This window comes from Parvibaculum sedimenti (assembly GCF_009184905.1).
Taxonomy (GTDB): domain Bacteria; phylum Pseudomonadota; class Alphaproteobacteria; order Parvibaculales; family Parvibaculaceae; genus Parvibaculum; species Parvibaculum sedimenti.
The window spans coordinates 74,744-95,689 of the sequence record NZ_WESC01000016.1 but is presented as its reverse complement, the minus strand read 5'-3'; the positions used below and the strand labels follow the sequence as shown (position 1 = coordinate 95,689).

The 20,946-nt window shown below is 63.6% G+C and carries 16 protein-coding genes; 7 read left to right on the top strand and 9 right to left on the bottom strand.

Going from position 1 to position 20,946, the window contains the following annotated elements; genetic code table 11:
- Positions 1 to 277: 277 nt before the first annotated feature.
- The 3 genes from F2P47_RS15540 (at position 278) to F2P47_RS15530 (ending at position 4,968) form a co-directional block, all read left to right on the top strand.
- Positions 278 to 2,128, top strand: a complete 1,851-nt coding sequence (locus tag F2P47_RS15540; RefSeq protein ID WP_152217299.1) for an acyl-CoA dehydrogenase C-terminal domain-containing protein — start codon at positions 278 to 280, stop codon at positions 2,126 to 2,128.
- A 118-nt stretch (positions 2,129 to 2,246) separates the two neighbouring features.
- The gene (locus F2P47_RS15535; RefSeq protein ID WP_152217298.1) at positions 2,247 to 4,139 is read left to right on the top strand and encodes a monovalent cation:proton antiporter-2 (CPA2) family protein; all 1,893 of its coding nucleotides are present in this window, start codon (positions 2,247 to 2,249) and stop codon (positions 4,137 to 4,139) included.
- Positions 4,140 to 4,200: 61 nt separating this feature from the next.
- A complete protein-coding gene (locus F2P47_RS15530) occupies positions 4,201 to 4,968 on the top strand; it encodes an SDR family oxidoreductase (protein WP_152217297.1) in 768 nt (255 codons plus the stop codon).
- Between the two features lie 172 nt (positions 4,969 to 5,140).
- Here F2P47_RS15530 and F2P47_RS15525 read toward each other — a convergent pair whose 3' ends face one another.
- The 3 genes from F2P47_RS15525 to F2P47_RS15515 all read right to left on the bottom strand — a co-directional run bounded on the left by F2P47_RS15525 (position 5,141) and on the right by F2P47_RS15515 (position 8,193).
- On the bottom strand, positions 5,141 to 6,277 hold the full coding sequence (locus F2P47_RS15525; RefSeq protein WP_152217296.1) for an alpha/beta fold hydrolase: 1,137 nt from the start codon (positions 6,275 to 6,277) through the stop codon (positions 5,141 to 5,143).
- 117 nt (positions 6,278 to 6,394) lie between these two features.
- A complete protein-coding gene (locus tag F2P47_RS15520) occupies positions 6,395 to 7,288 on the bottom strand; it encodes an alpha/beta fold hydrolase (RefSeq protein WP_152217295.1) in 894 nt (297 codons plus the stop codon).
- Entirely contained in the window at positions 7,285 to 8,193 is a 909-nt protein-coding gene (locus F2P47_RS15515) for an alpha/beta fold hydrolase (RefSeq protein WP_152217294.1), read from the bottom strand. The genes F2P47_RS15520 and F2P47_RS15515 overlap by 4 nt, the downstream gene beginning before the upstream one ends.
- Positions 8,194 to 8,301: 108 nt before the next feature.
- On the opposite strand from F2P47_RS15515, the gene F2P47_RS15510 reads away from it, so the two are divergent.
- The 4 genes from F2P47_RS15510 (at position 8,302) to F2P47_RS15495 (ending at position 13,432) form a co-directional block, all read left to right on the top strand.
- Positions 8,302 to 8,955 carry a 2-hydroxychromene-2-carboxylate isomerase gene (locus tag F2P47_RS15510; RefSeq protein WP_152217293.1) on the top strand — a complete coding sequence of 218 codons (654 nt, stop codon included), beginning with the start codon at positions 8,302 to 8,304 and terminating at the stop codon, positions 8,953 to 8,955.
- A gap of 71 nt (positions 8,956 to 9,026) precedes the next feature.
- A complete protein-coding gene (locus F2P47_RS15505) occupies positions 9,027 to 10,772 on the top strand; it encodes a glycerol-3-phosphate dehydrogenase/oxidase (RefSeq protein ID WP_152217292.1) in 1,746 nt (581 codons plus the stop codon).
- Positions 10,772 to 11,734 carry a diacylglycerol/lipid kinase family protein gene (locus tag F2P47_RS15500; RefSeq protein WP_152217291.1) on the top strand — a complete coding sequence of 321 codons (963 nt, stop codon included), beginning with the start codon at positions 10,772 to 10,774 and terminating at the stop codon, positions 11,732 to 11,734. Before F2P47_RS15505 ends, F2P47_RS15500 begins: the two co-directional genes overlap by 1 nt.
- A gap of 24 nt (positions 11,735 to 11,758) precedes the next feature.
- Positions 11,759 to 13,432 carry an FAD-binding oxidoreductase gene (locus F2P47_RS15495; protein ID WP_152217290.1) on the top strand — a complete coding sequence of 558 codons (1,674 nt, stop codon included), beginning with the start codon at positions 11,759 to 11,761 and terminating at the stop codon, positions 13,430 to 13,432.
- Positions 13,433 to 13,438: 6 nt separating this feature from the next.
- Here F2P47_RS15495 and F2P47_RS15490 read toward each other — a convergent pair whose 3' ends face one another.
- From F2P47_RS15490 to F2P47_RS15465, 6 genes are all read right to left on the bottom strand, one after another.
- Positions 13,439 to 15,145: a SulP family inorganic anion transporter gene (locus F2P47_RS15490; RefSeq protein WP_152217289.1), complete on the bottom strand. Its 1,707-nt coding sequence runs from the start codon at positions 15,143 to 15,145 to the stop codon at positions 13,439 to 13,441.
- A gap of 42 nt (positions 15,146 to 15,187) precedes the next feature.
- On the bottom strand, positions 15,188 to 16,780 hold the full coding sequence (locus F2P47_RS15485; RefSeq protein WP_152217288.1) for an AMP-binding protein: 1,593 nt from the start codon (positions 16,778 to 16,780) through the stop codon (positions 15,188 to 15,190).
- A gap of 155 nt (positions 16,781 to 16,935) precedes the next feature.
- Positions 16,936 to 17,874 carry an alpha/beta hydrolase gene (locus F2P47_RS15480; RefSeq protein WP_152217287.1) on the bottom strand — a complete coding sequence of 313 codons (939 nt, stop codon included), beginning with the start codon at positions 17,872 to 17,874 and terminating at the stop codon, positions 16,936 to 16,938.
- A gap of 136 nt (positions 17,875 to 18,010) precedes the next feature.
- Positions 18,011 to 18,217, bottom strand: coding sequence for a hypothetical protein (locus tag F2P47_RS15475; RefSeq protein ID WP_152217286.1), 207 nt, complete (start codon positions 18,215 to 18,217; stop codon positions 18,011 to 18,013).
- Between the two features lie 167 nt (positions 18,218 to 18,384).
- Complete coding sequence (locus F2P47_RS15470; protein WP_152217285.1) at positions 18,385 to 18,933, bottom strand: DUF924 family protein; 549 nt, start codon at positions 18,931 to 18,933, stop codon at positions 18,385 to 18,387.
- A gap of 126 nt (positions 18,934 to 19,059) precedes the next feature.
- Positions 19,060 to 20,928 (bottom strand): AMP-binding protein, encoded by a 1,869-nt coding sequence (locus tag F2P47_RS15465; protein ID WP_152217284.1) that lies wholly within the window; start codon positions 20,926 to 20,928, stop codon positions 19,060 to 19,062.
- Positions 20,929 to 20,946: the final 18 nt, after the last annotated feature.

Below are 20,946 nucleotides of genomic sequence, written 5' to 3'. Positions count from 1 at the left end.
GTTGCTCAACCCGCCCGAGAGGGCATAATCATGCCAAGGCTCTAATCCCCCGTGGGGGAAACTTCAGTGGCACGTCAAGCCTTGTGGATAAGGCTCCGCCCCACTCTTGTGGAGCTAGTGTCAATGACACTCCGCCCGCGCACGCTGATCATATTGCGCTTCAAGCCTCACGCAAGAAATACAGCGCTTACCCACCCCCTTGCCTTCCGCAGCGTCCTCCTGCAATATCCGCGCCGCTTACTGACATCATTGAAAGCAACGGAACGGAGCGCGCGATATGCCGAGCTACAAGGCACCGGTCGAGGATTTTCTCTTTCTTTTCCATGAGCTTCTCGAAATCGAGAAGCGGACCGATCTGCCGGGCTTTGCGGAGCTGACGCCCGACATGACGGGCGCAATTCTGGAAGGCGGCGCGAAGTTCTGCGAGGAAGTTCTGCAGCCGCTGAACCAGTCGGGCGACGAGGAAGGCTGCCACCTCGAAAACGGCGTCGTGCGGACGCCCAAGGGCTTCAAGGAAGCCTTCAAGGCCTATGCCGATGGCGGCTGGAACAAGCTCGGCGTGGCCGAGGAACTGGGCGGCGCGAACCTGCCCTCCGTCATCACCTTCGCCTTTTCCGAAATGGGCTCCTCGGCGAACCAGGCCTTCTCGATGTATCCGGGCCTTTCGGGCGCGGCACTCGGCGCGCTATGGGCGACGGGCGAGGACTGGATGCGCGAGCATGTGGCGACCCGCATGGCGGACGGCGACTGGGCCGGCACCATGTGCCTCACCGAGCCCCATTGCGGCACCGACCTCAAGCTCATGAAGACCCGCGCCGTGCAGCAGGATGACGGAAGCTTCCGCCTCTCCGGCACGAAGATCTTCATCTCGGGCGGCGATCACGACATGACGGACAACATCATCCACATGGTGATCGCGAAGCTGCCCAACGAAGAAGGCAAATATGTCGACGATCTTTCGACCGTGAATTTCTTCATGGTGCCGAAGATGCTGGTCGATCCGGCGACGGGCGAGATCACCGGCCCGAACAGCGTGTCGACCGGTGCGGTTGAAAAGAAAATGGGCATCAAGGGCAACGCGACCTGCGTGCTGAACTTCGACAATGCGGTTGCCTATCACCTCAAGGGCCGCGCGCCCGAGAAGAAGGCCGATGACGGCAAGGTCGTGAAGTCGAAGTCGGCGGGCATGGCCGGCATGTTCGGCATGATGAACGGCGCGCGCATGGGCGTCGGCATTCAGGGCATCGCGGCGGGCGAAGTCGCCTATCAGAACGGCGTGGCTTACGCGCAGGAACGCCTTGCAGGCCGCTCGCTCACCGGCGTGAAGAACCCGGACGGCCCCGCCGATCCGATCATGGTCTTCCCCGATGTGCGCCGCCTGCTCATCGGCTCGCGCGCCTTCGTGGAGGGCGCCCGCGCGCTCGCCATGTATGTGTCGTTCCTGTTCTCGGTCGCGCGCTCCAGCGCCGACGAGAAGGAGCGCCAGGAGGCCGAGGATCTCTCCCAGCTTTTCACGCCGGTCATCAAGGCCTATTTCACCGACAAGGGCTTCGAGGCGGCCAATGCCTCGATGCAGGTGTTCGGCGGCCATGGCTATATCCGCGACAACGGCATGGAGCAGTTCGTGCGCGATGCGCGCATCAACCAGGTCTATGAAGGCGCCAACGGCATTCAGGCGCTGGACCTCGTCGCCCGCAAGATGACGGCCAAGGGCGGCCGCGCGACGCTGACCTATTTCGCCAAGCTCGAAGCCTTCATCAAGGAAAACGAGGGCGATGCCGAGATGGCGCCCTTCGTCGGCCCGCTTAAAGTCGGCTATGGCCGCCTCGGCGAAGCTGCAGGCTGGCTGATGCAGAACGCGGCCAAGAACTACGACCATGCTGGCGCCGCCTCCTACGACATCCTCAACATCTTCGGCACGGTGACGCTGGCCTGGATGTGGGCGCAGATGGCGAAGCTGAGCCTTGCCAAGCTTAAGGCGGGCACGGAGAAGCAGGACTTCTACAAGCGCAAGCTGACGCTCGCCCGCTACTGGATGGAGCGCGAAGTGCCGATGACGGCGGGCTGGGTCGAGCGTGCCAAGGCGGGCGCCGACGGGCTGATGGAACTCGACGCCATCAACTTCTGATCCGACCGCTTTTTCACGGAAATGACGAAGGGGCGCCATACCGGCGCCCCTTTTGTTTTGTCCTGTCGGCCCCGCGAAGCCCCTACCGCTTGCCCGCGCTTCACGCCAGAATGAACCCATGAGCACCGCCCAAGCCGCACAGAACGTTGCCGAACATGTCACGCAGGCCGTCGTCGACCATGCGTCCGAGGCGCCGCTGCTCTATCCGCTGATCCTGCTCGCCGCCGCCGTCATCGCCGTACCGCTCTTCCGGCAGCTGCGGCTCGGCAGCGTGGTCGGCTATCTCGCGGCGGGCGTCGTCATCGGCCCGCATGTGACCGGGCTTTTCGACGATCCGGAATCGGTCTTCAGCCTTGCCGAACTCGGCGTCGTGCTGCTGCTCTTCATCATCGGGCTCGAACTCAAGCCGTCGCGCCTCTGGACCATGCGGCACGACATTCTGGGCTTCGGCCTCATACAGGTGGCGCTCTGCGGCGGGGCGCTGGCGAGCATCGGCCACATGTTCGGGCTCAACTGGCATGCCTCGATCATTTCGGGCCTCGGCCTCGCGCTCTCCTCGACCGCCTTCGCCGCACCGCTGATGGAGGAGCGCGGCGAACTCACCTCGCCCTATGGGCAGCGCGCCTTCTCCATCCTGCTGTTGCAGGACCTCGCCGTGGTGCCGCTGCTGGCCCTCGTCGCCATCTTCGCGCCGGGCAAGGATGCCGCCCATCCCGCAGGGCTCGCGACCACGCTCGCCATGCTCGCGGCGGTCGGCATCGTCGTCGTCGCGGCGCGCTATGTGATGAACCCGCTGTTCAGCCTGCTCTCCAAGACGAAGTCGCACGAGATCATGACGGCGGCGGCCTTGCTGCTGGTGCTGGGCGCGGCGACCGTGATGGAGCTTGCGGGCCTCTCCATGGCGCTCGGCGCCTTCCTCGCGGGCATCCTGCTTGCGGAATCGAGCTTCCGACACGAACTCGAAGCCGATATCGAACCCTTCCGCGGGCTGCTGCTCGGCCTCTTCTTCATGACTGTCGGCATGACGATCGACCTCGAAGTGGTTTATCGCAACTGGCTTTGGGTGACGGTCGGCGTCTTCACCGTGGTCGCGGTGAAGCTCACCGTCATCTATGCCGTCGCGCGGGTGACGGGATCGAGCCATGAGGACGCGCTGAAGATCGGCGGCGTGCTGGCGCAGGGCGGCGAATTCGCCTTCGTGCTGTTCGGCGCCGCCGTCACGGCCCATGTCATGAAGGCCGACAATGCCAACATCCTCACCGCCGTCGTCGGCGTGTCGCTGGCGCTCACGCCCATCGTCTTCGGCCTTGCGGCACGCGCCGCGAAGAAGCGCGAGGCGAAGATGCCCGAGGCGGATTTTTCCGACGCCGATGGCCGGGTGCTCGTCATCGGCTTCGGCCGCTTCGGGCAGGTGGTGTCGCAATTCCTGATGGCGCGCGGCATAGACGTGACCGCCATCGACCGCGACGCCGACCAGATCCGCGCGGCGCGGCGCTTCGGCTTTCAGGTCTATTACGGCGACGGCGCGCGTCTCGACGTGTTGCGCGCTGCGGGCGCAGGCAACGCCGTTCTCGTCGCGGTCTGCGTCGACGAACGCAAGTCGTCCATGCAGATCGTCGAACTCCTGCAGCAGCATTTCCCGCTCGCGAAGCTCTATGTGCGCGCCTATGACCGCCGCCACGCGCTGGACCTTCTGCGCCGCAATGTGGACTTTCACATCCGCGAACTCTACGGCTCGGCCGTCACCTTCGGCGGCGCCTGCCTTGAGGCGCTTGGTGCCTCGCGCGAGGAGGTGGCCGCCGTCGAAGCCGACATGCGCCGCCGCGATACCGAGCGGCTCGCACTCCAGCTTGCCGAGGGCGAACTGGCGGGCAAGAACCTCATGCATGTGAAGCCCGTCATGCCCGAGCCGCTGACGCAGCCCAAGCGCGAGGGGCGCGCCCTCAGCCTCGAAACCGAGGAGGCTACCCGCGAGGACGTGCCGCCCGAAGTCGCGGCAGGCCACCTCTAGCATGACGCTACGTCCGTGATAGTCTGCGCCCCATCGAAACTACCTAAGCATGGGGAAACGCATGAAGAACCTCTTCAACATCGAGGGCAAGGTCGCGCTGGTAACGGGCGGCTCGCGCGGCATCGGCGAGATGATCGCGACGGGCTTCGTCGAGGCGGGCGCCAAGGTCTATATCTCGGCGCGCAAGGCCGCTGCCTGCAACGAACTCGCCGAGGAACTCTCGAAAAAGGGCACCTGCATTTCGCTGCCCTTCGACCTCGGCACCATGGAAGGCGTGGAAGGCCTGGCCAAGGAACTGGCTGCCCGCGAGGAGAAGCTCGACATCCTCGTGAACAATGCAGGCGCCGCCTGGGGCGAGCCCATCGACCAGTATTCCGAGAGCGGCTGGGACAAGGTGATGAACATCAACCTCAAGGGCCCGTTCTTCGTTACGCAGAAGATGCTGCCGCTGCTCCGCAAGGCGGGCACCTATGAAGACCCGGCCCGCGTCATCAACATCGCCTCGATCAACGGCATCGTGCCGCCGGATCTCGAGACCTATGCGTACTCATCGTCCAAGGCCGGCTGCATCATGCTGACGCGCCACCTCGCGGGCCGTCTCGCGGGCGACAACATCCTCGTCAATGCCATCGCGCCCGGACCTTTCCCGAGCCAGATGATGAAGGCGACGCTCGAAACCTTTGGCGACGCGATCAAGGCGAGCAATCCGCGCAAGCGCGTCGGCACACCGGAAGACATCGCGGGCGTCGCGATCTTCCTCTCCTCGCGCGCCTCGGCCTATACGACCGGCGCGGTCATCCCCTGCGACGGCGGCGCGGCGGAAGTCTGATCCTGTGCTCGCGGCCTCTCCGGTGGAGAGGCCGCGACCTTCCTACCGCCTCGAAGCCGCGCGCGGAGTTGCACAAGGCGCTTTGCTATTGAGTTTTGTGACCTGATTGGAGTTAGGCCCCGCCCCAAAAATGCTGTCACCCCCGGGCTCGTCCGGGGGTGACATCAACGGGTTAACCCTGCCGTCTTGCAAACCAGCTCTTCATCCGCGAAAAAATCCGCGCCGGAAACCCGGCCGGCTTTTGAACGTCGGCAATGACAGGGACCTCGATCGCCGACTCGTCGCGCGGCTCCGGCGGAAGTTCCTGCACCACCGGCGGCAGAGTGTCGATGTCGCCCTCTTCCAAAAGTGCGCGGAGCGGCAGCGCTTCCTCGGCTACGGGACGGTCCGGGGCCGGAAGCAGCAAAGGCCGCTTCGGTCCCGTCGCACGCTCGGCGGCCGAGACGATCGCATCCGCGAAAACATCGACGAGCTGCAGCGGGATGTCGTGGCCCATGCCTTCGACGACTCGCAGCTCCGCACCCGGAATATTGGCTGCCGTATCGCGACCGCCTTCGACCGGTACCAGCGGATCGGCGTCGCCATGCAACACCACCGTCGGCACGGCTATGCGGCGGAGCTTCGGCCTGCGGTCTCCATTGGTCACAGCAGCGGCGGCCTGACGCACGACGCCCGACGGGCAATAGCTGCGCGTCGCATCGCGCGTCACCCATTGGCGCAGCGTCGTCTCGTCGGTCGGCCAGGCCGGGCTGCCGATCGTCTGATAGGTCTTGATGCCGCGCTCGATGACGGCCTCGATGTGGCTGGCGGGCGGCGCGGGCGACACGAAAAGCTTCATGACGCGCGGCTTGGGCGGCGGCAGAAGCGCATTGCCCGTGGTCGACATGATGGAGGTGAGGGAAAGCGTGCGCTCGGGATATTCGCTGGCGATCAATTGCGCGATCATGCCGCCCATGGACGAGCCGACGATATGCGCCCGCTCGATGTCCAGCGCATCGAGCAGTCCGACGGAATCGTCGACCATGTCGTAAAGCGTATAGGGCACGAAAGGCGTCTTGCCGGTCATGAACCCTGCAAAGGCCGCCGGAAGAGGCGCGAACTGCCCGCGCTCGAATTTGCTGGAAAGACCCGCGTCGCGATTGTCGAAACGGACGACACGATAGCCCCGCGCCACAAGCTCCTCGCAAAGCGGAAGCGGCCATTGGGTGAGCTGGGCGCCAAGGCCCATGATGAGCAGGATGGTTTCGCGATCTTCAGGCCCGAAACTCTCATATTCGAGCGTGATTCCGTTGACCTGGACATTCGGCATGGCAGACGACCTGACGCAACAGCCCCCGGGGATTGGGCCCCCTATAAGAAATAGGAAGCCTCATGCTGCATTGCAACATGAGGCTTCATCCGAGGTCAAACGGTCGTCGAATGCGGCCTATTTCGCCGCGTCGGCATGAGCTGCAATAAGTTCGACATAACGCGGGCAGAGTTCGACCGGCATGTCGTGGCCCATGCCCTCGACCAGTTCGAGCTTCGCGCCGGGCACCGATCTTGCCGTGTCGATGCCACCTTCGGGCGGCACCAGCGGATCAGCCAGGCCGTGAATGACGAGGAAGGGCACGGCCACATCCTTGAGCCGTTCAACGCGGCTGCCATCGCCCACGATGGCGGCATATTGGCGAAGCCCGCCTTCCGGATAGTACATGTGGTCATATTCACGCGCGCAGAGTTCATAAAGCGCCTCGTCGCTGCGTGGATATGCGGGGCTCTGATAGACGCGGCGGCCCTTCATGCGATGACGGAGAATCTCCTCGCGGTCTTCCGACGCTGGCTGTGCCTGAAGCGCCGCGAGCGCCTCATCCGTCGCCTGAGGCAGATCGGGATTGCCCGTGGTTGACATGATCGACGTCACGCTGATCAGCCGGTCGGCATGGTTGATCGCCATTTTCTGCACGATCATGCCGCCCATCGATATGCCCATGACATGGGCGCGCTCGATGCCCAGCGCATCGAGAACGCCGATGCCGTCCGCCGCCATATCGGCCAGCGTATAGGGAATATCGGGCGCCTTGCCCTCGCGTACCGATGCCGCGACCTCGCGGATATTCGGCTGACCCTTGAGCTTCTCGCTCTTGCCGACATCGCGATTGTCATAGCGGATGACGCGGAAGCCGCGCGCCTTGAGCCCATCCATCAACTCGGCGGGCCAGCTCATCATGGTCGATGTGTAGCCGTTGACGAAGAGGATCGGGGCCCCGCCTTCCGGGCCGCGATCCTCGACGTTGATGGTGATGCCGTTCGCCTCGATCTGACGCTGCACCATGGTCATTCCGCCGCCTTCGTTGCGGCGGCGCGGGACGCGGCAGCCGTGATGGCATCGGCAAAGACCTGAACAAGCGCAGCCGGGAAGTCGTGCCCCATGCCCGGCACAATGCGAAGCTCCGCACCCGGAATGCTTTCCGCCGTGTCCTTGCCGCCCTCGACCGGCACCAGCGGATCGTCAGCGCCGTGCAACACGACGGCCGGCACGGCAATGTTCTTCAACTTCTCGCGCCGGTCGCCATTGGCGACGATGGCCGCCATCTGACGTGCGGTGCCCACGGGATAGAAGCTCCGCCGCGCATCGCGAAGCACCCATTCGCGCAGCGTCTTCTCATCGGTCCGGTAGCCGGGGCTGCCAATCGTGGTCCATGCCTTCATGCCACGCGCGACGATGGCTTCGAGATCGTCTGCTGGCGCCGCCGGCGCCATCAACACTTCCATCGCTTCGGGCCTGGCCTGCGGCAGCGCCGGATTGCCCGTGGTCGACATGATCGAGGTGAGCGACAGCGCGCGCTCCGGGTGGTTCGCGGCGACGAGCTGCGCGATCATGCCCCCCATCGAGGCGCCCGCGATATGCGCGCGCTCGATCTCCAGCGCATCGAGAAGGCCGACGGCATCCGCCGCCATGTCGTCCAGCGAATAGGGCGCGTTGGGCTTGGCGCCCGTCATCAGCGCGCCGAAGATCGCCGCCATGTCGGGCATGCCCGCCTCGTCGAACTTCGTCGAAAGACCGACATCGCGATTGTCGAAACGGATCGCCCGGTAGCCGCGCTCGACGAGCTCGTGGCAAAGTTCCTCCTGCCAGACCGTGAGCTGACCGCCGAGGCCCATGATGAGCAGCACGGTTTCGCGATCCTCGGGGCCGAAGCTCTCATATTCGATGTTGATGCCATTCGCCTGAACCTGCGGCATGGGACGTCCTCCTGTTTTTCATTTGCCGAAAGTCTATCAGCGGCCTTGCGGGCCGTGGACAAGAAAGGCATATCTAATGTCAAACATTAAAATAAAGTGGAGGATGCCATGACCCTGGAATATGACCTCTTCTGGTCCTTTCGGTCGCCCTATTCCTATCTCGTCACTCCGCGCTTGATCGAGCTGGAGCGCGACTATGACGTCCACTGCAATGTGCGGCCCGTCTATCCCATCGCGGTGCGCCTGGATGGCTTCTTCAAGCAGGTGAACCCCATGTGGCCGCCCTATCTGCTCAAGGATACCGCGCGCATTGCGGAAATGCTGGGCCTGCCCTACGCTTGGCCTTTCCCGGACCCAATCGTGATGAACTTCAAGACAGGCGACGTGCCGAAAGAGCAGCCCTATATCCGGCGCCTGACGCGGCTCGGCGTCGCAGCTGCCGAAGCGGGCAAGGGCCTCTCCTTCATCCGCGAGATGAGCGGCGTGATCTTCGGCGGCGTGCGCAACTGGAACGAGGGCGACCACCTGAAGGATGCCGCGGCCCGGGCGGGCCTCGACCTCGCGGAGCTCGACGCCCTGATCGAGAAAGACCCCGATCACTATGAGGGCGTCATCGCGGCCAACGAGGCAGCCCAGAAGCAGGCCGGCCATTGGGGCGTACCGCTGATGGTCTTCGCCGATGAGCCCTTTTTCGGCCAGGACCGGGTGGATCACCTCGTCTGGCGGCTGGAGAAGCACGGGCTGAAGCGGCGCGGGGCCTAAACGCACCCTCGCACTGGACCGCCCGGCCCTCTCCCGGTAGCTTCGCGGCACAGCTGACGGATGGGAGCCACATGCAGCGCGATCTCGAAAAAATGAGCGCCACCGCCTATGACCTCATCGTCGTGGGCGGCGGCATTACCGGCGCTTCCACGGCCTGGGATGCGGCGTTGCGCGGCCTCAAGGTCGCCCTCCTTGAAAAGGAGGACTTTGCCCACGCGACGACATCCGGCTCGTCGAAGCTCGTGCATGGCGGGCTTCGCTATCTCGTCAATGGCGAGCTGAAGCTCGTGCGCGAGTCGCTCCGTGAGCGCCGCATCTGGGAAAATACCGCGCCGCACATGGTGCATCCCCTGCCCTTCATCCTGCCGACCTATGGCCACGGAATGAAGAGCGGGCCGGTGCTCTCGATCGGCCTCGCCTTCTACGATCTTCTTTCCTACGACCGCAATTTCGTCTCCGACGACGACAAGAAGATTCCGGGCTTCCGCTCGATCTCGCGCGAGGAAGCGCTGAAGCTCATGCCGAGCCTCAAGCGCGAGGGGCTGACCGGCGCGAAGATCTATTATGACTGCCAGATGTTCGCGCCCGAACGCCTCTGCATCGAATGCATCGAAGGTGCGGTCGAATATGGCGCGGACGCGGCAAACTACGCGGAAGTGAACGACTTCATCGTCGAAAGCACGACGACGAGCGGCCGCCGCATCGCGGGCGTCAAGGTGAAGGACCGCCACACAGGCAAGATGCATGAAATCCGGGGCAAGGTCGTCGTCAATGCGGCAGGCCCCTGGGCCGACCTGCTGATGGGAATTGCCGAGGGCGGAAGGCCCGCGCGGCGCCTCATCCGCTCCAAGGGCATCCACATCATCACGCGCGAAATCTCCGGCAAGAACGCACTGGCGATCCAGTCCGACATTGGCGGACATTTCTTCGTCATTCCCTGGCGCGGCCACACGATCATCGGCACGACCGATACCGTCTTCGACGACGATCCGGACAAGGTCGGCGTCACCGAGCAGGACCTGAAGGACTTCATCAGCGTTGTGAATGACGGACTGCCGGGGCTGAACCTGAAGCGCGAGGACATCGTCCACTTCTATGTCGGCATCCGCCCGCTGGTCGACACCGCGCCCGCGCAAGGCGAGGAAGGCTCGAAGGATTCCTACAATGCGAGCCGTGCGGCGGAGGTCTATGACCACGAGCCCATCGACGGCATTGCGGGCCTCATCTCGGCCATGGGCGGCAAGTGGACGACCTCGCGCCACCTCGCCGAGCAGATTACCGACATGGTGCTGAAGAAACTGGGCCGCCACGCAAAATGCGAGACGCATTGCACGCCGGTCTATGGCGGCGAAATCGGGCGGCTCAAGAGCTTCATCACACGCGCGCAGAAGCGGCATCCGCATCTCAGCGCCGACGTGGTCGAAAATCTCGTCCTCTATTACGGGAGCCGCGTCGACGAGGTTCTGGCCACCGCCGATGAGCGGCCCGGCGAGCGCGAGGCGCTGCTGCGCCGCCTCGCCCCGAACTGGCCCGTCCTCACCGTGCAGGTCATTCATGCGATCCGCCATGAAATGGCACGCCACCTCTCGGACGTTCTCTTCCGGCGCACGGGGCTCGGCACGCTTGGCTCGCCGGGTTTCCCGACCATCAGCACGGTCGTGGAGGTGATGGCCCGCGAACTCGGCTGGGACGAAACGGCCATTGCCAACGAGATCGCGGAGGCAAACCGCTATTTCGAGACGCAAAGCCCCGGCCCACGCGAAAGCGACATGAAGGGCGCGTCGCTGGCCGAAGCGACCAGGGGAGCGCGGCCCTGATGATGGCAGCCTTCACGCCCCATGTCGCCGCCATCGTCAACCTCCGCTCAGGCGGCGGGCGCACGGGGCGCGGCTGGCGCGTGATCTCGGAAACGCTCGAACGTGAATTGGGACCCATCCGCGCGCATTTCACAACCTCGCCCTCGACGCCGCGCTATCTGCCCGCGATGGAGCTCACGCGCAACGCGCTGAAACAGGGCGCGCAGCTCGTCATTGCCGTGGGCGGCGACGGCACCATCAACGAGGTGGTGAACGGCTTTTTTGAAAACGGCGCGCCCATCAACCCGCACGCGCATCTCGCCGTGCTGAACACCGGCACGGGCGGCGACTTCCGCAAGACCTTCGACCTGCCGGAAGAACTCGAGCCCTGCATTGCCCGCATTGCCGAGGGCACGACGCGGCAGATCGACATTGGCCGCCTCTCCTTCATTGCCGATGACGGGAAGGAAGCGGAACGCTATTTCGACAATATTGCGAGCTTCGGTCTTTCGGGCGCGGTGGACCGCGCCGTCAATCGCGCGAATATCTCCAAGATATTCGGCGGCAGCTTCGCATTCTTCTGGGCGACGCTCACCACGGCGCTTCTCTACAAGCCGCAAGCCGTGCGCCTGACCGCTGATAGCGGCTTCGACGAGATCATCAATGTGGGTACTGCGGCGGTCGCCAATGGCCGCTTTTTCGGCGGCGGCATGATGATCGCGCCCAAAGCCGAACCCGATAGCGGCTGCTTCGACATCGTCATCATGCGCGACACGAAGTTCCGCGATCTCCTCTCCGGCTCGCGCGCGCTCTACGACGGCACGCATCTCGACGATCCGAAGGTCATTCATTTCCGCGCGAAGACGCTTGTGGCGACGCCTCTGGACGACAAGCCTGTACTGCTCGACATAGACGGGGAGGCACCGGGGCGGCTGCCTGCGCGTTTCGACATTCTGCCATCCGTGCTGACGCTGCGTTGCTGACGAAGAGAGTATTGAGGGGACCCCATGACGATCGACCGCACAACGCTTCGCTGGAACGGCTGGGGGCCCGTAGCGCAGGAGAACGCGCTGCCAGACGGCGCGCCGCAATGGGACTGGATCCGCACCACGCTCGGCATGCCGCATCTGCCGAACACGCCGGCAAAGCCGCTCTCCGACATCAACATGCCCGCCTGCCGCGTCGGCGATCTCGTTCTGGCGAAACTCCGCGCCATCGTCGGCGAAGCGCAGGTCAAACTCGACGACTACGAGCGCGCCTTTCATGCGCGGGGCAAGTCCTATCACGATCTTCTTTATCTCCGCGCCGGCAAGCTCGACATGGTGCCGGACGCCGTCATCTATCCGCGCAATCCGGATGAAGCGCTCGCCGTGGTGAGGCTCGCGGCGGAAGAGGACATCACGCTCATTCCCTATGGCGGCGGTTCGTCGGTCGTGGGCGGCGTCAACGCCATGGCGAAGTCGCTCGGAAGCCCCGTGCTCACGCTCGACACAACGCTGATGACGCGGCTGATCCAGATCGACAAGATCGCCATGACGGCGACCGTCGAGGCGGGCATATATGGCCCCGCGCTCGAAGAGCAGTTGCAGAAACACGGCGTGACGCTGGCGCATTATCCGCAGAGCTTCCAGTTCTCGACGGTGGGCGGCTGGATCGCGGCGCGCGGCGCTGGCCAGCAATCGAACCGCTATGGCAAGGCGGAGAAATGGCTCGTCTCGGCGAGGCTCGCCACGCCGAAAGGCTTCTGGACGACGGAAGCGACGCCCGCTTCCGCCGCAGGTCCCAACCTCAACCAACTCATTGCGGGCTCGGAAGGCACGATCGGTGTCATCTGCGAGGCGACGGTAAAGATCCACGAAGTGCCCGCGCGGAAAGATTATCGCGGCTATCTCTTCAAGAATTTCGCGAGCGGCGTCGAGGCGGCGCGGCGCATCAACCATGCGGATATTCCGGTCGCCATGGTGCGCCTCTCCGACGCGCAGGAAACGCATTTCTTCCAGGCCTTTTCCTCGACCCATTCGGAGACGGGGCTGAAAGCGCGGCTTCAACGCGCCTATCTGCGCCACAAGGGTTTCGACGCCGAACCCTGCCTCATGCTTGTCGGACATGAAGGCGACGCCGAAACCGTGATCTGGGCACAGGAGCGGACGGAAGCGATCTGCGCGAAGCTCGGCGCGCTGAAGCTCGGCACCGGGCCGGGGCAGAAGTGGTATCACAGCCGCTTCAACTCGCCCTATGCCCGCGACCCCATGCTCGATCACGGCATCGGCCTCGACACGCTGGAGACGGCGACGCGCTGGTCGAATATCGGCAAGCTCCACAAGGCCGTCGTCGAGGCGATCGACGGCGCGATGAAGGCGAACATGCCGGAAGTGACGGGACGCGGCATCGTCATGGCGCATCTGAGCCATTCCTATCCCGACGGCGCGAGCCTCTATTTCACTTTCGTCTTTCCGCGCCAGCTCGACCGCGAGGTCGAGCAATGGCAGGCGATCAAGCGCGCGGCCTCGGACGCAATCATCGAGAACCGCGGCACGATCAGTCACCATCACGGCGTGGGCACCGACCACGCGCCCTGGCTCGCCGAGGAGAAGGGCCCCATCGGTTACAATGTGCTGAAGTCGCTGAAGCGCGAACTCGACCCGACCGGCGTGCTCAATCCGGGGAAGCTGCTCGGCTGAAAAAGATCATGCGGGAACGCTGACGATCTCCCTCGCCCGGGCAAGACCCACTTCAATGTTCGGCACGAGAATGACGCGGCTTTCGTCAAGAATGCCCATCGCCTGAAGTACCTGACGCGGTTGCGGCTGGATGCCGGTGATGATGAGCTTCGTGCCATGCCGCGCGCAGCGGTCGACCAGGGATTGAATGGCGCTGGCGCCAGACCCATCGACCATCGGCACGGCGCGCATGCGCAGGATGAGGACGCGCGGCGGTTTGCCGATACGGTCCAGCGTCTCGCCGAGCTGCATCGCGACGCCGAAGAAGAAGGGACCGCGGATGACGCTGGCAATGACGCCGGGCGGCAGCTCGGCCTGCGTGACGGGGCGCATATCATGCGGCGTATCGTCTGACACATCGTCGTCGAGAAGCTTCACATTGGCCTGAACCTGCACGGCCTCGGACATGCGATGCATGAAAAGGACGGAGGCGAGAACGACGCCCACCTCGATGGCAACGGTGAGATCGACCATGACGGTGAGGCCGAAGGTAACGAGCAGAACGGCGCGGTCGCCAATCGGCGCCTTCATGAGATGGGTGAAGCGTTCGACCTCGCTCATGTTCCACGCAACGATCATCAGCACGGCGGCGAGCGCCGCAAGCGGAATGAAATGCGTGAGTGGCCAGGCGACGAGCATGAAGATCAGCAGAAAAACCGCATGCAGAATGCCCGCAATCGGCCCCTTCGCACCCGCCCGGATGTTGGTCGCCGTGCGCGCAATGGCGCCGGTCGCGGGCAAGCCGCCGATGAGCGCGGAAGCGCAATTGGCGACACCCTGCGCCACGAGTTCGCAATTGGAGCGATGGCGCCGTCCGGTCATGCTGTCGGCGACCATGGCTGAAAGCAGCGATTCGACGCCCGCGAGGAAGGCGATGGTGAAAGAAGTCGGGACGAGGTCGCGCAGGCGCTCGAATGTGACATGCGGCAGCGTCGGCATTTCAAAGCCCGGCTGGAGCCCCGCGTAACGCGAGCCTATCGTATCTGTCGACAGGTGGAAGGCATAGACCACCACCGAGGCGAGCACGACGGCGATCAGAAATTGCGGCCAGGCCGGGCGATAGCGACGGATGAGGATAATGACGGCGAGCGAACCGGCCGCCACGGCGAGCGTCGCCGGGCTTGTCGTCGAAAGGGCGCCGCCGAGCGCGGCAATTTTCGGAAAGAAGTCGCCGGGCACCTTGTCGATCGCAAGGCCCAGGAAATCCTTGATCTGACTCGACGCGATGATGATCGCGATGCCGGCAGTGAAGCCGGTGACGACGGGCTGCGGTATATATTTGATGTAGGTACCGACGCGGAAAAGCCCGGCGGCAATAAGCAATAGCCCGGCCATCAGGGTAGCAAGGATAAGCCCGTCATATCCATGCTGGGCGATGACGTTGAAGACGACGACGACGAAGGCGCCGGTCGGCCCACCGACCTGGAAACGGGAGCCGCCGAGCGCCGATATGAAGAAGCCGGCGACGACCGCCGTGATAATGCCCTTGTCGGGTGTCGCACCGCTGGCGATTGCAAGTGCCATCGAAAGCGGCAGCGCGACGATGGCGACCGTCAGGCCGGCTATGAAGTCGCTTCGGAAATCCGCCGTCCCGTACCCCTCCCGGAGAACGGTAACGAGCTTCGGGATGAACAAGGCCCAGCGGGATTCCGCTGGTGGGGTCGTGAACGGCATGGCTCAACCTTCCCGGAACAGGGGAAATGGCGCCTCGCGCGTTCAGTCGTCTTCGAGCTGACGACGCAACTCGGCCTTGGCTATTTTTTCTAAAGTTGAGCGCGGCAAGGCATCGACAATACGAATCTCGCGCGGCACCTTGAAATCCGCAAGCAATTTTCTGCAATGCGCCATGACCTTTTCCTTGAGGTCTTTCGGCGCTTCCGCCTCGCCGCCCGGAACGAGAAGGAAGGCGACAGGCACTTCGTCGAGCATGGGGTCCTTCCGTCCGACCACTGCGCACTCATGAACGCCACCTGCCGCCATGATGACCGTCTCGATCTCGGAGGCCGCGACATTCTCACCGCCGACCTTCAGCATGTCCTTGTCGCGGTCGGCAAAACGGATGAAGCCGTCCTGCATCAGCGTCACGCGGTCGCCGGTGATGAAGAAGCCCTGCTCGTCGAAGCTCTCGGCCGTCGCCTTGGGATTGTTGAGATATTCCTTGAAGAGCGAGAGGCCTGGAATGCCGCGAATGAGAAGCGTACCCGTCTCGCCGGCTTCGGCAGGTGAACCATCTTCTCGGGTGATCGCGATTTCATAGGCGGGCGACGGCTTGCCGATGGACATGGCCGGCGCGGGCACGAAGGGATCGCTGACGATGCCATGCGTGATTGTCTCGGTCATGCCCCACCAGCCGATGGTCTTGACGCGAAAATGCGCGTCAGTCGGCAGGCTGGCGACGCCATTGCCCCAAAGGCGGTAGTGATGGGCGGCAGGCACGTCATGCGTGGCGAGAGCGCGCAGGCAGAAGGGCACCATGGATGTCCAGGTGCAGCGATGCTTGAGCGACACATCCCAGAAGCGCGAGGCCGAGAAGCGCGGCTGCACAACCACCGTACCGCCGACCCAGAGCGTCGCCAGCACCGAATAGGACTGCGCATTGGTGTGGAAGAGCGGCAGATAGACGAGATGCACATCGTCCGGCGTGAGCGTCTCATGCATGGCGCAGAGCTTCGCGCCCCAGAGCGCGTTCGCATGCGTCCAGACGACACCCTTGGGCCGCGAGGTGGTGCCCGACGTGTACTGAATACCGACATTCGCCGTGGGATCCGCAGGGCGAAGCGGCACATCGGCGGGATTGCCATAAAGCGCGGCGAAGCTTTCCGATTTCTGCGGGCGGTTGCCGGGAGCGGCGGGCGCGCCATTATCCGTTTCGGTGATGGCAAGCCATTTGATCGCATGGCAGCTTTCGGCGACCAGCGTGGCGAATTTCGGCTGCGTGATCGCGCCGACGACGCCCGCATGTTCCGAGAAATAAGTGAGTTCGTCCGCAACCGAGCGCGCATTGGTGGTGACGGCGACGGCGCCGAGATGCGCGCAGGCATACCAGGCGATGATCGTTTCCGGGCAATTGTCGAGATGGACGAGCACCCTGTCGCCGAGACCGACGCCCCGCGCCTTCAGTCCGGCTGCGACTGCCTTCGTCTCTGCCGCAAATTCGGCATAGGTCCAGGTCTTCGACGGCCCCTCGAAAGGCTCCCAGATGAGGAAGGGATGCGAGGGCCGCGCCGCGGCGTGAAGCGCGAGCAGATGAGGCACGTCGAAGCCCGAAAACGGGTGCACGGCGGGCGTTCTCAGAAAAGGCGCGGTCATTCGTTCCTCCCGGTGTTTTTTCTTTTTTACGCCACGCTCAAATGACCATCCATCCAGTTCTGAACTATCCGGATGGCGGCGGCGGCAAACGGCGAAGCAATCCAGCTCCGAAAAGACCGGATTGCTTCGTCTGCAACTCACAATGACGAAAACCGTCAGACGAGCGCGATCTTGAGCGCCTGCGCCGCGGCCTTCACCGCTTCGCGGCCCGTGTCGAGCACGCCTTGAAGATTGAAGAAGCCGTGGATCATGCCTTCGTAATTGACATGTTCAACGGGAACCCCTGCCTTTTTCAGCGTTTCGGCATAGGCGCGGCCTTCATCGCGCAACACATCATAGCCGCCCGTGACGACGTAGGCCGGAGGCAGTCCTTGGTGGGAGGCCGCCTTGAGCGGGGCGACGCGCGGATCGTTGCGATCGACATCGCCGAGATAATGATTGAAGAACCAGATCATGCCGTCACGTTCGAGGAAGTGCCCCTCCGCGAATTCACGATAGGAAATCGTGTCCGTATTCGTATCCGTAACGGGATAGATAAGCATCTGGAAGGAAATGTGCGGCCCCTTGGCGTCGCGCGCCATAAGGCTCACGACAGCGGCGAGATTGCCGCCCGCGCTGTCGCCCGCGACCGCGATACGGTTTGCATCAACGCCGATCTCGGCGGCATGTGCCTCGACCCATTGCACGGCGGCAAAGGCATCTTCTGCTGCGGCAGGGAATTTGTGCTCGGGCGCAAGGCGGTAGTCGACGGCGACGACCTTGCATCCACTCTCATTGGCGAGGGTTCGGCAGAGCGCATCATGCGTTTCAAGATCGCCGATCACCCAGCCGCCACCATGAAAATAAACGAGGACCGGAAGCGCCTCGCTGCCAGCGGCAACCGGTGTGTAGAGGCGAAGTGGAATCTCGCCGACCGGGCCGGGAATGGTGCGATCCTCGACCTTGCCGATAGGTTGGCCCTGAACGTCGAGCTGCGCCGCCATGGCGCGGTACATCTCGCGCCCGCCTGCCGGCGGAAGATCGATGAGACGCGGCGCATCCGGATTGGCGGCCATGCCGTCGAGAAGCGCTTTGACTTGCGGGTCGAGTGCCATTTCATCCTCCCATTTATTCTTGATCATTTTTATCGTTGGGAAGGTTTTACCGGGCCGAGCCCTCGAGCGCAAAGCGCCAAAAGAAAAGGCCCCACGCCTTGGCAGGCATGGGGCCTTTTCCGGTGTCGACCGAGTGTCAGTGGAGGATGTTGCCCTCGCGCGAGCGGCGGCCTTCAGCCATATCGATGACGAAGCCCTTGAGCGCCCGCCAGGCGTCGGCGCGCAGCAACTCGCCGATCTGCTCCAGTTCCTCAACCGCCGTATCGGCATATTCGAGGGCCTTCATTCCATGGGTATCGAACATGTAGGCGGCAAGCAGGCTGAGCTCGTGGTCGGTCATCATGGAAGCGGTCTCTCTGGATTGGCTCGTGAACTGTATCCAGAGCAGTGCAACCGACGGGCCAGAGAGACACCCATGAAGAATCAATGACTTAGCGGTGCGCCTTGTGCCACATGGGCAAAGCCTGCCCGGCGGAATCCTGCCCCGGGATGGCGGTTTTTTCCGCCCCCTCAGCCCGCGAAACCACCATCTGAGAGGAAGCTCTTCTCCTCGGGCGTCGAGGCGCGGCCAAGCACGGCGTTCCGGTGCGGGAAGCGCCCGAAGCGCTTGATGATGTCGGCATGAATTTCGGCGAAGCGCAGCACCTCCGCATCTTCGAGGCGCGTCGAGTGATAGCGCAGGCTTTCCTCCTGCGTGGCCCCGTCCTCGGCATGCATGAAGGGCAGATAGAACCATTGCCGCGCGGTCACCGGCACTTCGACATCCAAGCGGCGGGAGATCGCTTCCCGCGCAAGAGCGAGCGCCTTGCCATCATTCACCCAGGCGCGGTAATCGTCGCGGTAAAGATTGCGCGAGAACTGATCGAGCACGATGAGGAGCGCAAGCGCGCCCTGCGCATCCTTCATCCAGCCGTCGAGCCTGCCCTCGCTGGCCGCCACATGCGTCTCGCCGAAGCGCTTGCGGATTTCCGCGTCGAAGGACGCATCCTTTGCGAACCACTTCGAAGGCCCGGCCGCAAACCAGAAATCGAGAATGTCGCGTGGGAGCGCGATGGACATGAGGTCTCCAGACTCTATTGCGCGTCATGGTCGGGCCGACCACCCGCGTCTATTGCCCTTGCATCATATCGCAAGGAAGACGCGGATGCGCGGATCGAGTCCCCCCGTGCATGACGAACAGAAGAGTCAGACGACGATCACATCATCGGGCGCTTCGTCGAGGTAAAGCCGCTCGACGAGATGGGCGCGGCGGTCGAGCGTGGCGCGCTGGTTGACGTAGCCCTTGTCGGTGATCTCGTGCCCGTCGATCGACGGCGGTTCCGTCATCAGGTGAATGCGCGCGATGCGCGTGGACGAGCCGCCGCCGTCCTTGTTGTGACGCAGGAGCGCTTCACGGATATGTGCGACGACCTTGGGATGGGAGACGACTTCCTGCGGTGTGGCGCTGTCATGGAGCCCGGCCACGGCCTTCGCCGCGGCGATATTCGGCCAGGCGAGAAGCGCGATATAGGGCTTGTCCAGGCCGCAAATGACTGCGTCCTGAATGAGCGGCGAACAGGCGGCGACAACATCGGCGCGCAGTGTGCCGGTCGAGACCCAGGTGCCGGACGACAGCTTGAAGTCTTCCGTCACGCGGCCATCGAAAACGATGCCTTCTTCCGGATGCTCCGGATCGAGGAAGCGCGCTGCGTCGCCCAGCGCGTAATAGCCTTCCTCGTCGAAGGCCTCCGCCGTCTTTTTCGGATCGTTGAGATAGCCCGGCGTTATCGTCGGTCCCTTCACGCGCACTTCAAGCTTGGTGCCATTCGGCACGAGCTTCAGCGTGATGCCCGGCAGCGGCAGACCGATCAGTCCAACCCGCTCCGTCACCCAATGAACGACCGTGATGCCCTGCGTCTCCGTTGCGCCATACATCGTCGTGAGGGGCATGCGATGGCCGGTCTCGGCAATCGCCAGCGCCTGCATGCGATCATAAAGGTCGCTCGAAAGCGTCGCGCCGCCATAGCCCATATATTCAAGATTGCGGAAGAAGGCGCGGCGAAGTTCCACATCCTTTTCCATCGCATCGGCGAGCATGGCGAAGGCAACGGGCGCCGAACCGAAGACGCGCGGGGAAACGTCGCGCAGATTGCGGATCGTTTGATCGAAGAGGCCGGGGATCGGCTTGCCCGCATCGAGATGCACCGTGCCGCCCGCGGCAAGATTGCCGTTGAAGCTGATATTGCCCGCCGAGATATGGTTCCAGGGCATCCATTCGAGGCTCTGGGGAATCTCGTCGGGATCCGGCTCCTCGGTGCGCAACGCTTCCTGCGCTGCCACCAGCGCCATCATCATGCGATGGGTCTGGATCGCGCCTTTCGGCATGCCGGTCGAGCCGGAGGTAAAGAGATATTTCGCTACCGTGTCGTGGTCGATCCTGTCCATCGACGCCTCGACGGCAGCGGCGTCGATCGGCGTTGCGATCATCGTATCGTAATGGAAGCTCGCTGCGCCTTCCTCGACGCCGTCGCGGCTCACCACATCGACGCTCGAAAGATCGAGAGCCCGGAGCGCGCGTTCGAACATTGCGCCCTGCTGCGCGAAGATCATGCGCGGCCGCGTCAGCTCGAACACATGGCGGAGCTTCGAAAAATCCGTGCTCATCAGCGAATAGGGAACGCTGACGGGCGCAACCGGCACACGCGCCTTCATCGCACCCAGCGCCATAACGGCATGCGTGATCGAGTTGCCGGAAAGGATCAGCAGCGGCGTCGAGGGGCCCATGCCGCGCGCCAGAAGCGCGGTGGCAACGGCGTCCGCGGCGCGGTTCGCCTCGCCATAGGTGATATAAGCCCAGGCGCCGGAGGCATCGCGCTCGCCGATGAAGTTCCGATCGGGATGTAGGGCCGCCTTCTCCTCAAGCAGATGCACGATCGAGCGCTTCATCTCGCCCAGGGGATATTCGGACGACACATAGATCGTGCCATCAGGCTTTTTCTCAACCTTGATCTTCGGCGGCTTCTGCTTCAGCGGTTTGAAAGGCGGAAGCTGCGTCTTTTCTGCAGCGACGCTCATTATTCTCTTCCCGATTTC

What these genes read in the sequence shown, in the direction of transcription:
- F2P47_RS15540 (WP_152217299.1), top strand. Translation starts at nt 278, where the DNA reads ATGCCGAGCTACAAGGCACCGGTCGAGGATTTTCTCTTTCTTTTCCAT.
- F2P47_RS15535 (WP_152217298.1), top strand. Translation starts at nt 2,247, where the DNA reads ATGAGCACCGCCCAAGCCGCACAGAACGTTGCCGAACATGTCACGCAG.
- F2P47_RS15530 (WP_152217297.1), top strand. Translation starts at nt 4,201, where the DNA reads ATGAAGAACCTCTTCAACATCGAGGGCAAGGTCGCGCTGGTAACGGGC.
- F2P47_RS15525 (WP_152217296.1), bottom strand. Translation starts at nt 6,277, where the DNA reads ATGCCGAATGTCCAGGTCAACGGAATCACGCTCGAATATGAGAGTTTC.
- F2P47_RS15520 (WP_152217295.1), bottom strand. Translation starts at nt 7,288, where the DNA reads ATGACCATGGTGCAGCGTCAGATCGAGGCGAACGGCATCACCATCAAC.
- F2P47_RS15515 (WP_152217294.1), bottom strand. Translation starts at nt 8,193, where the DNA reads ATGCCGCAGGTTCAGGCGAATGGCATCAACATCGAATATGAGAGCTTC.
- F2P47_RS15510 (WP_152217293.1), top strand. Translation starts at nt 8,302, where the DNA reads ATGACCCTGGAATATGACCTCTTCTGGTCCTTTCGGTCGCCCTATTCC.
- F2P47_RS15505 (WP_152217292.1), top strand. Translation starts at nt 9,027, where the DNA reads ATGCAGCGCGATCTCGAAAAAATGAGCGCCACCGCCTATGACCTCATC.
- F2P47_RS15500 (WP_152217291.1), top strand. Translation starts at nt 10,772, where the DNA reads ATGATGGCAGCCTTCACGCCCCATGTCGCCGCCATCGTCAACCTCCGC.
- F2P47_RS15495 (WP_152217290.1), top strand. Translation starts at nt 11,759, where the DNA reads ATGACGATCGACCGCACAACGCTTCGCTGGAACGGCTGGGGGCCCGTA.
- F2P47_RS15490 (WP_152217289.1), bottom strand. Translation starts at nt 15,145, where the DNA reads ATGCCGTTCACGACCCCACCAGCGGAATCCCGCTGGGCCTTGTTCATC.
- F2P47_RS15485 (WP_152217288.1), bottom strand. Translation starts at nt 16,780, where the DNA reads ATGACCGCGCCTTTTCTGAGAACGCCCGCCGTGCACCCGTTTTCGGGC.
- F2P47_RS15480 (WP_152217287.1), bottom strand. Translation starts at nt 17,874, where the DNA reads ATGGCACTCGACCCGCAAGTCAAAGCGCTTCTCGACGGCATGGCCGCC.
- F2P47_RS15475 (WP_152217286.1), bottom strand. Translation starts at nt 18,217, where the DNA reads ATGATGACCGACCACGAGCTCAGCCTGCTTGCCGCCTACATGTTCGAT.
- F2P47_RS15470 (WP_152217285.1), bottom strand. Translation starts at nt 18,933, where the DNA reads ATGTCCATCGCGCTCCCACGCGACATTCTCGATTTCTGGTTTGCGGCC.
- F2P47_RS15465 (WP_152217284.1), bottom strand. Translation starts at nt 20,928, where the DNA reads ATGAGCGTCGCTGCAGAAAAGACGCAGCTTCCGCCTTTCAAACCGCTG.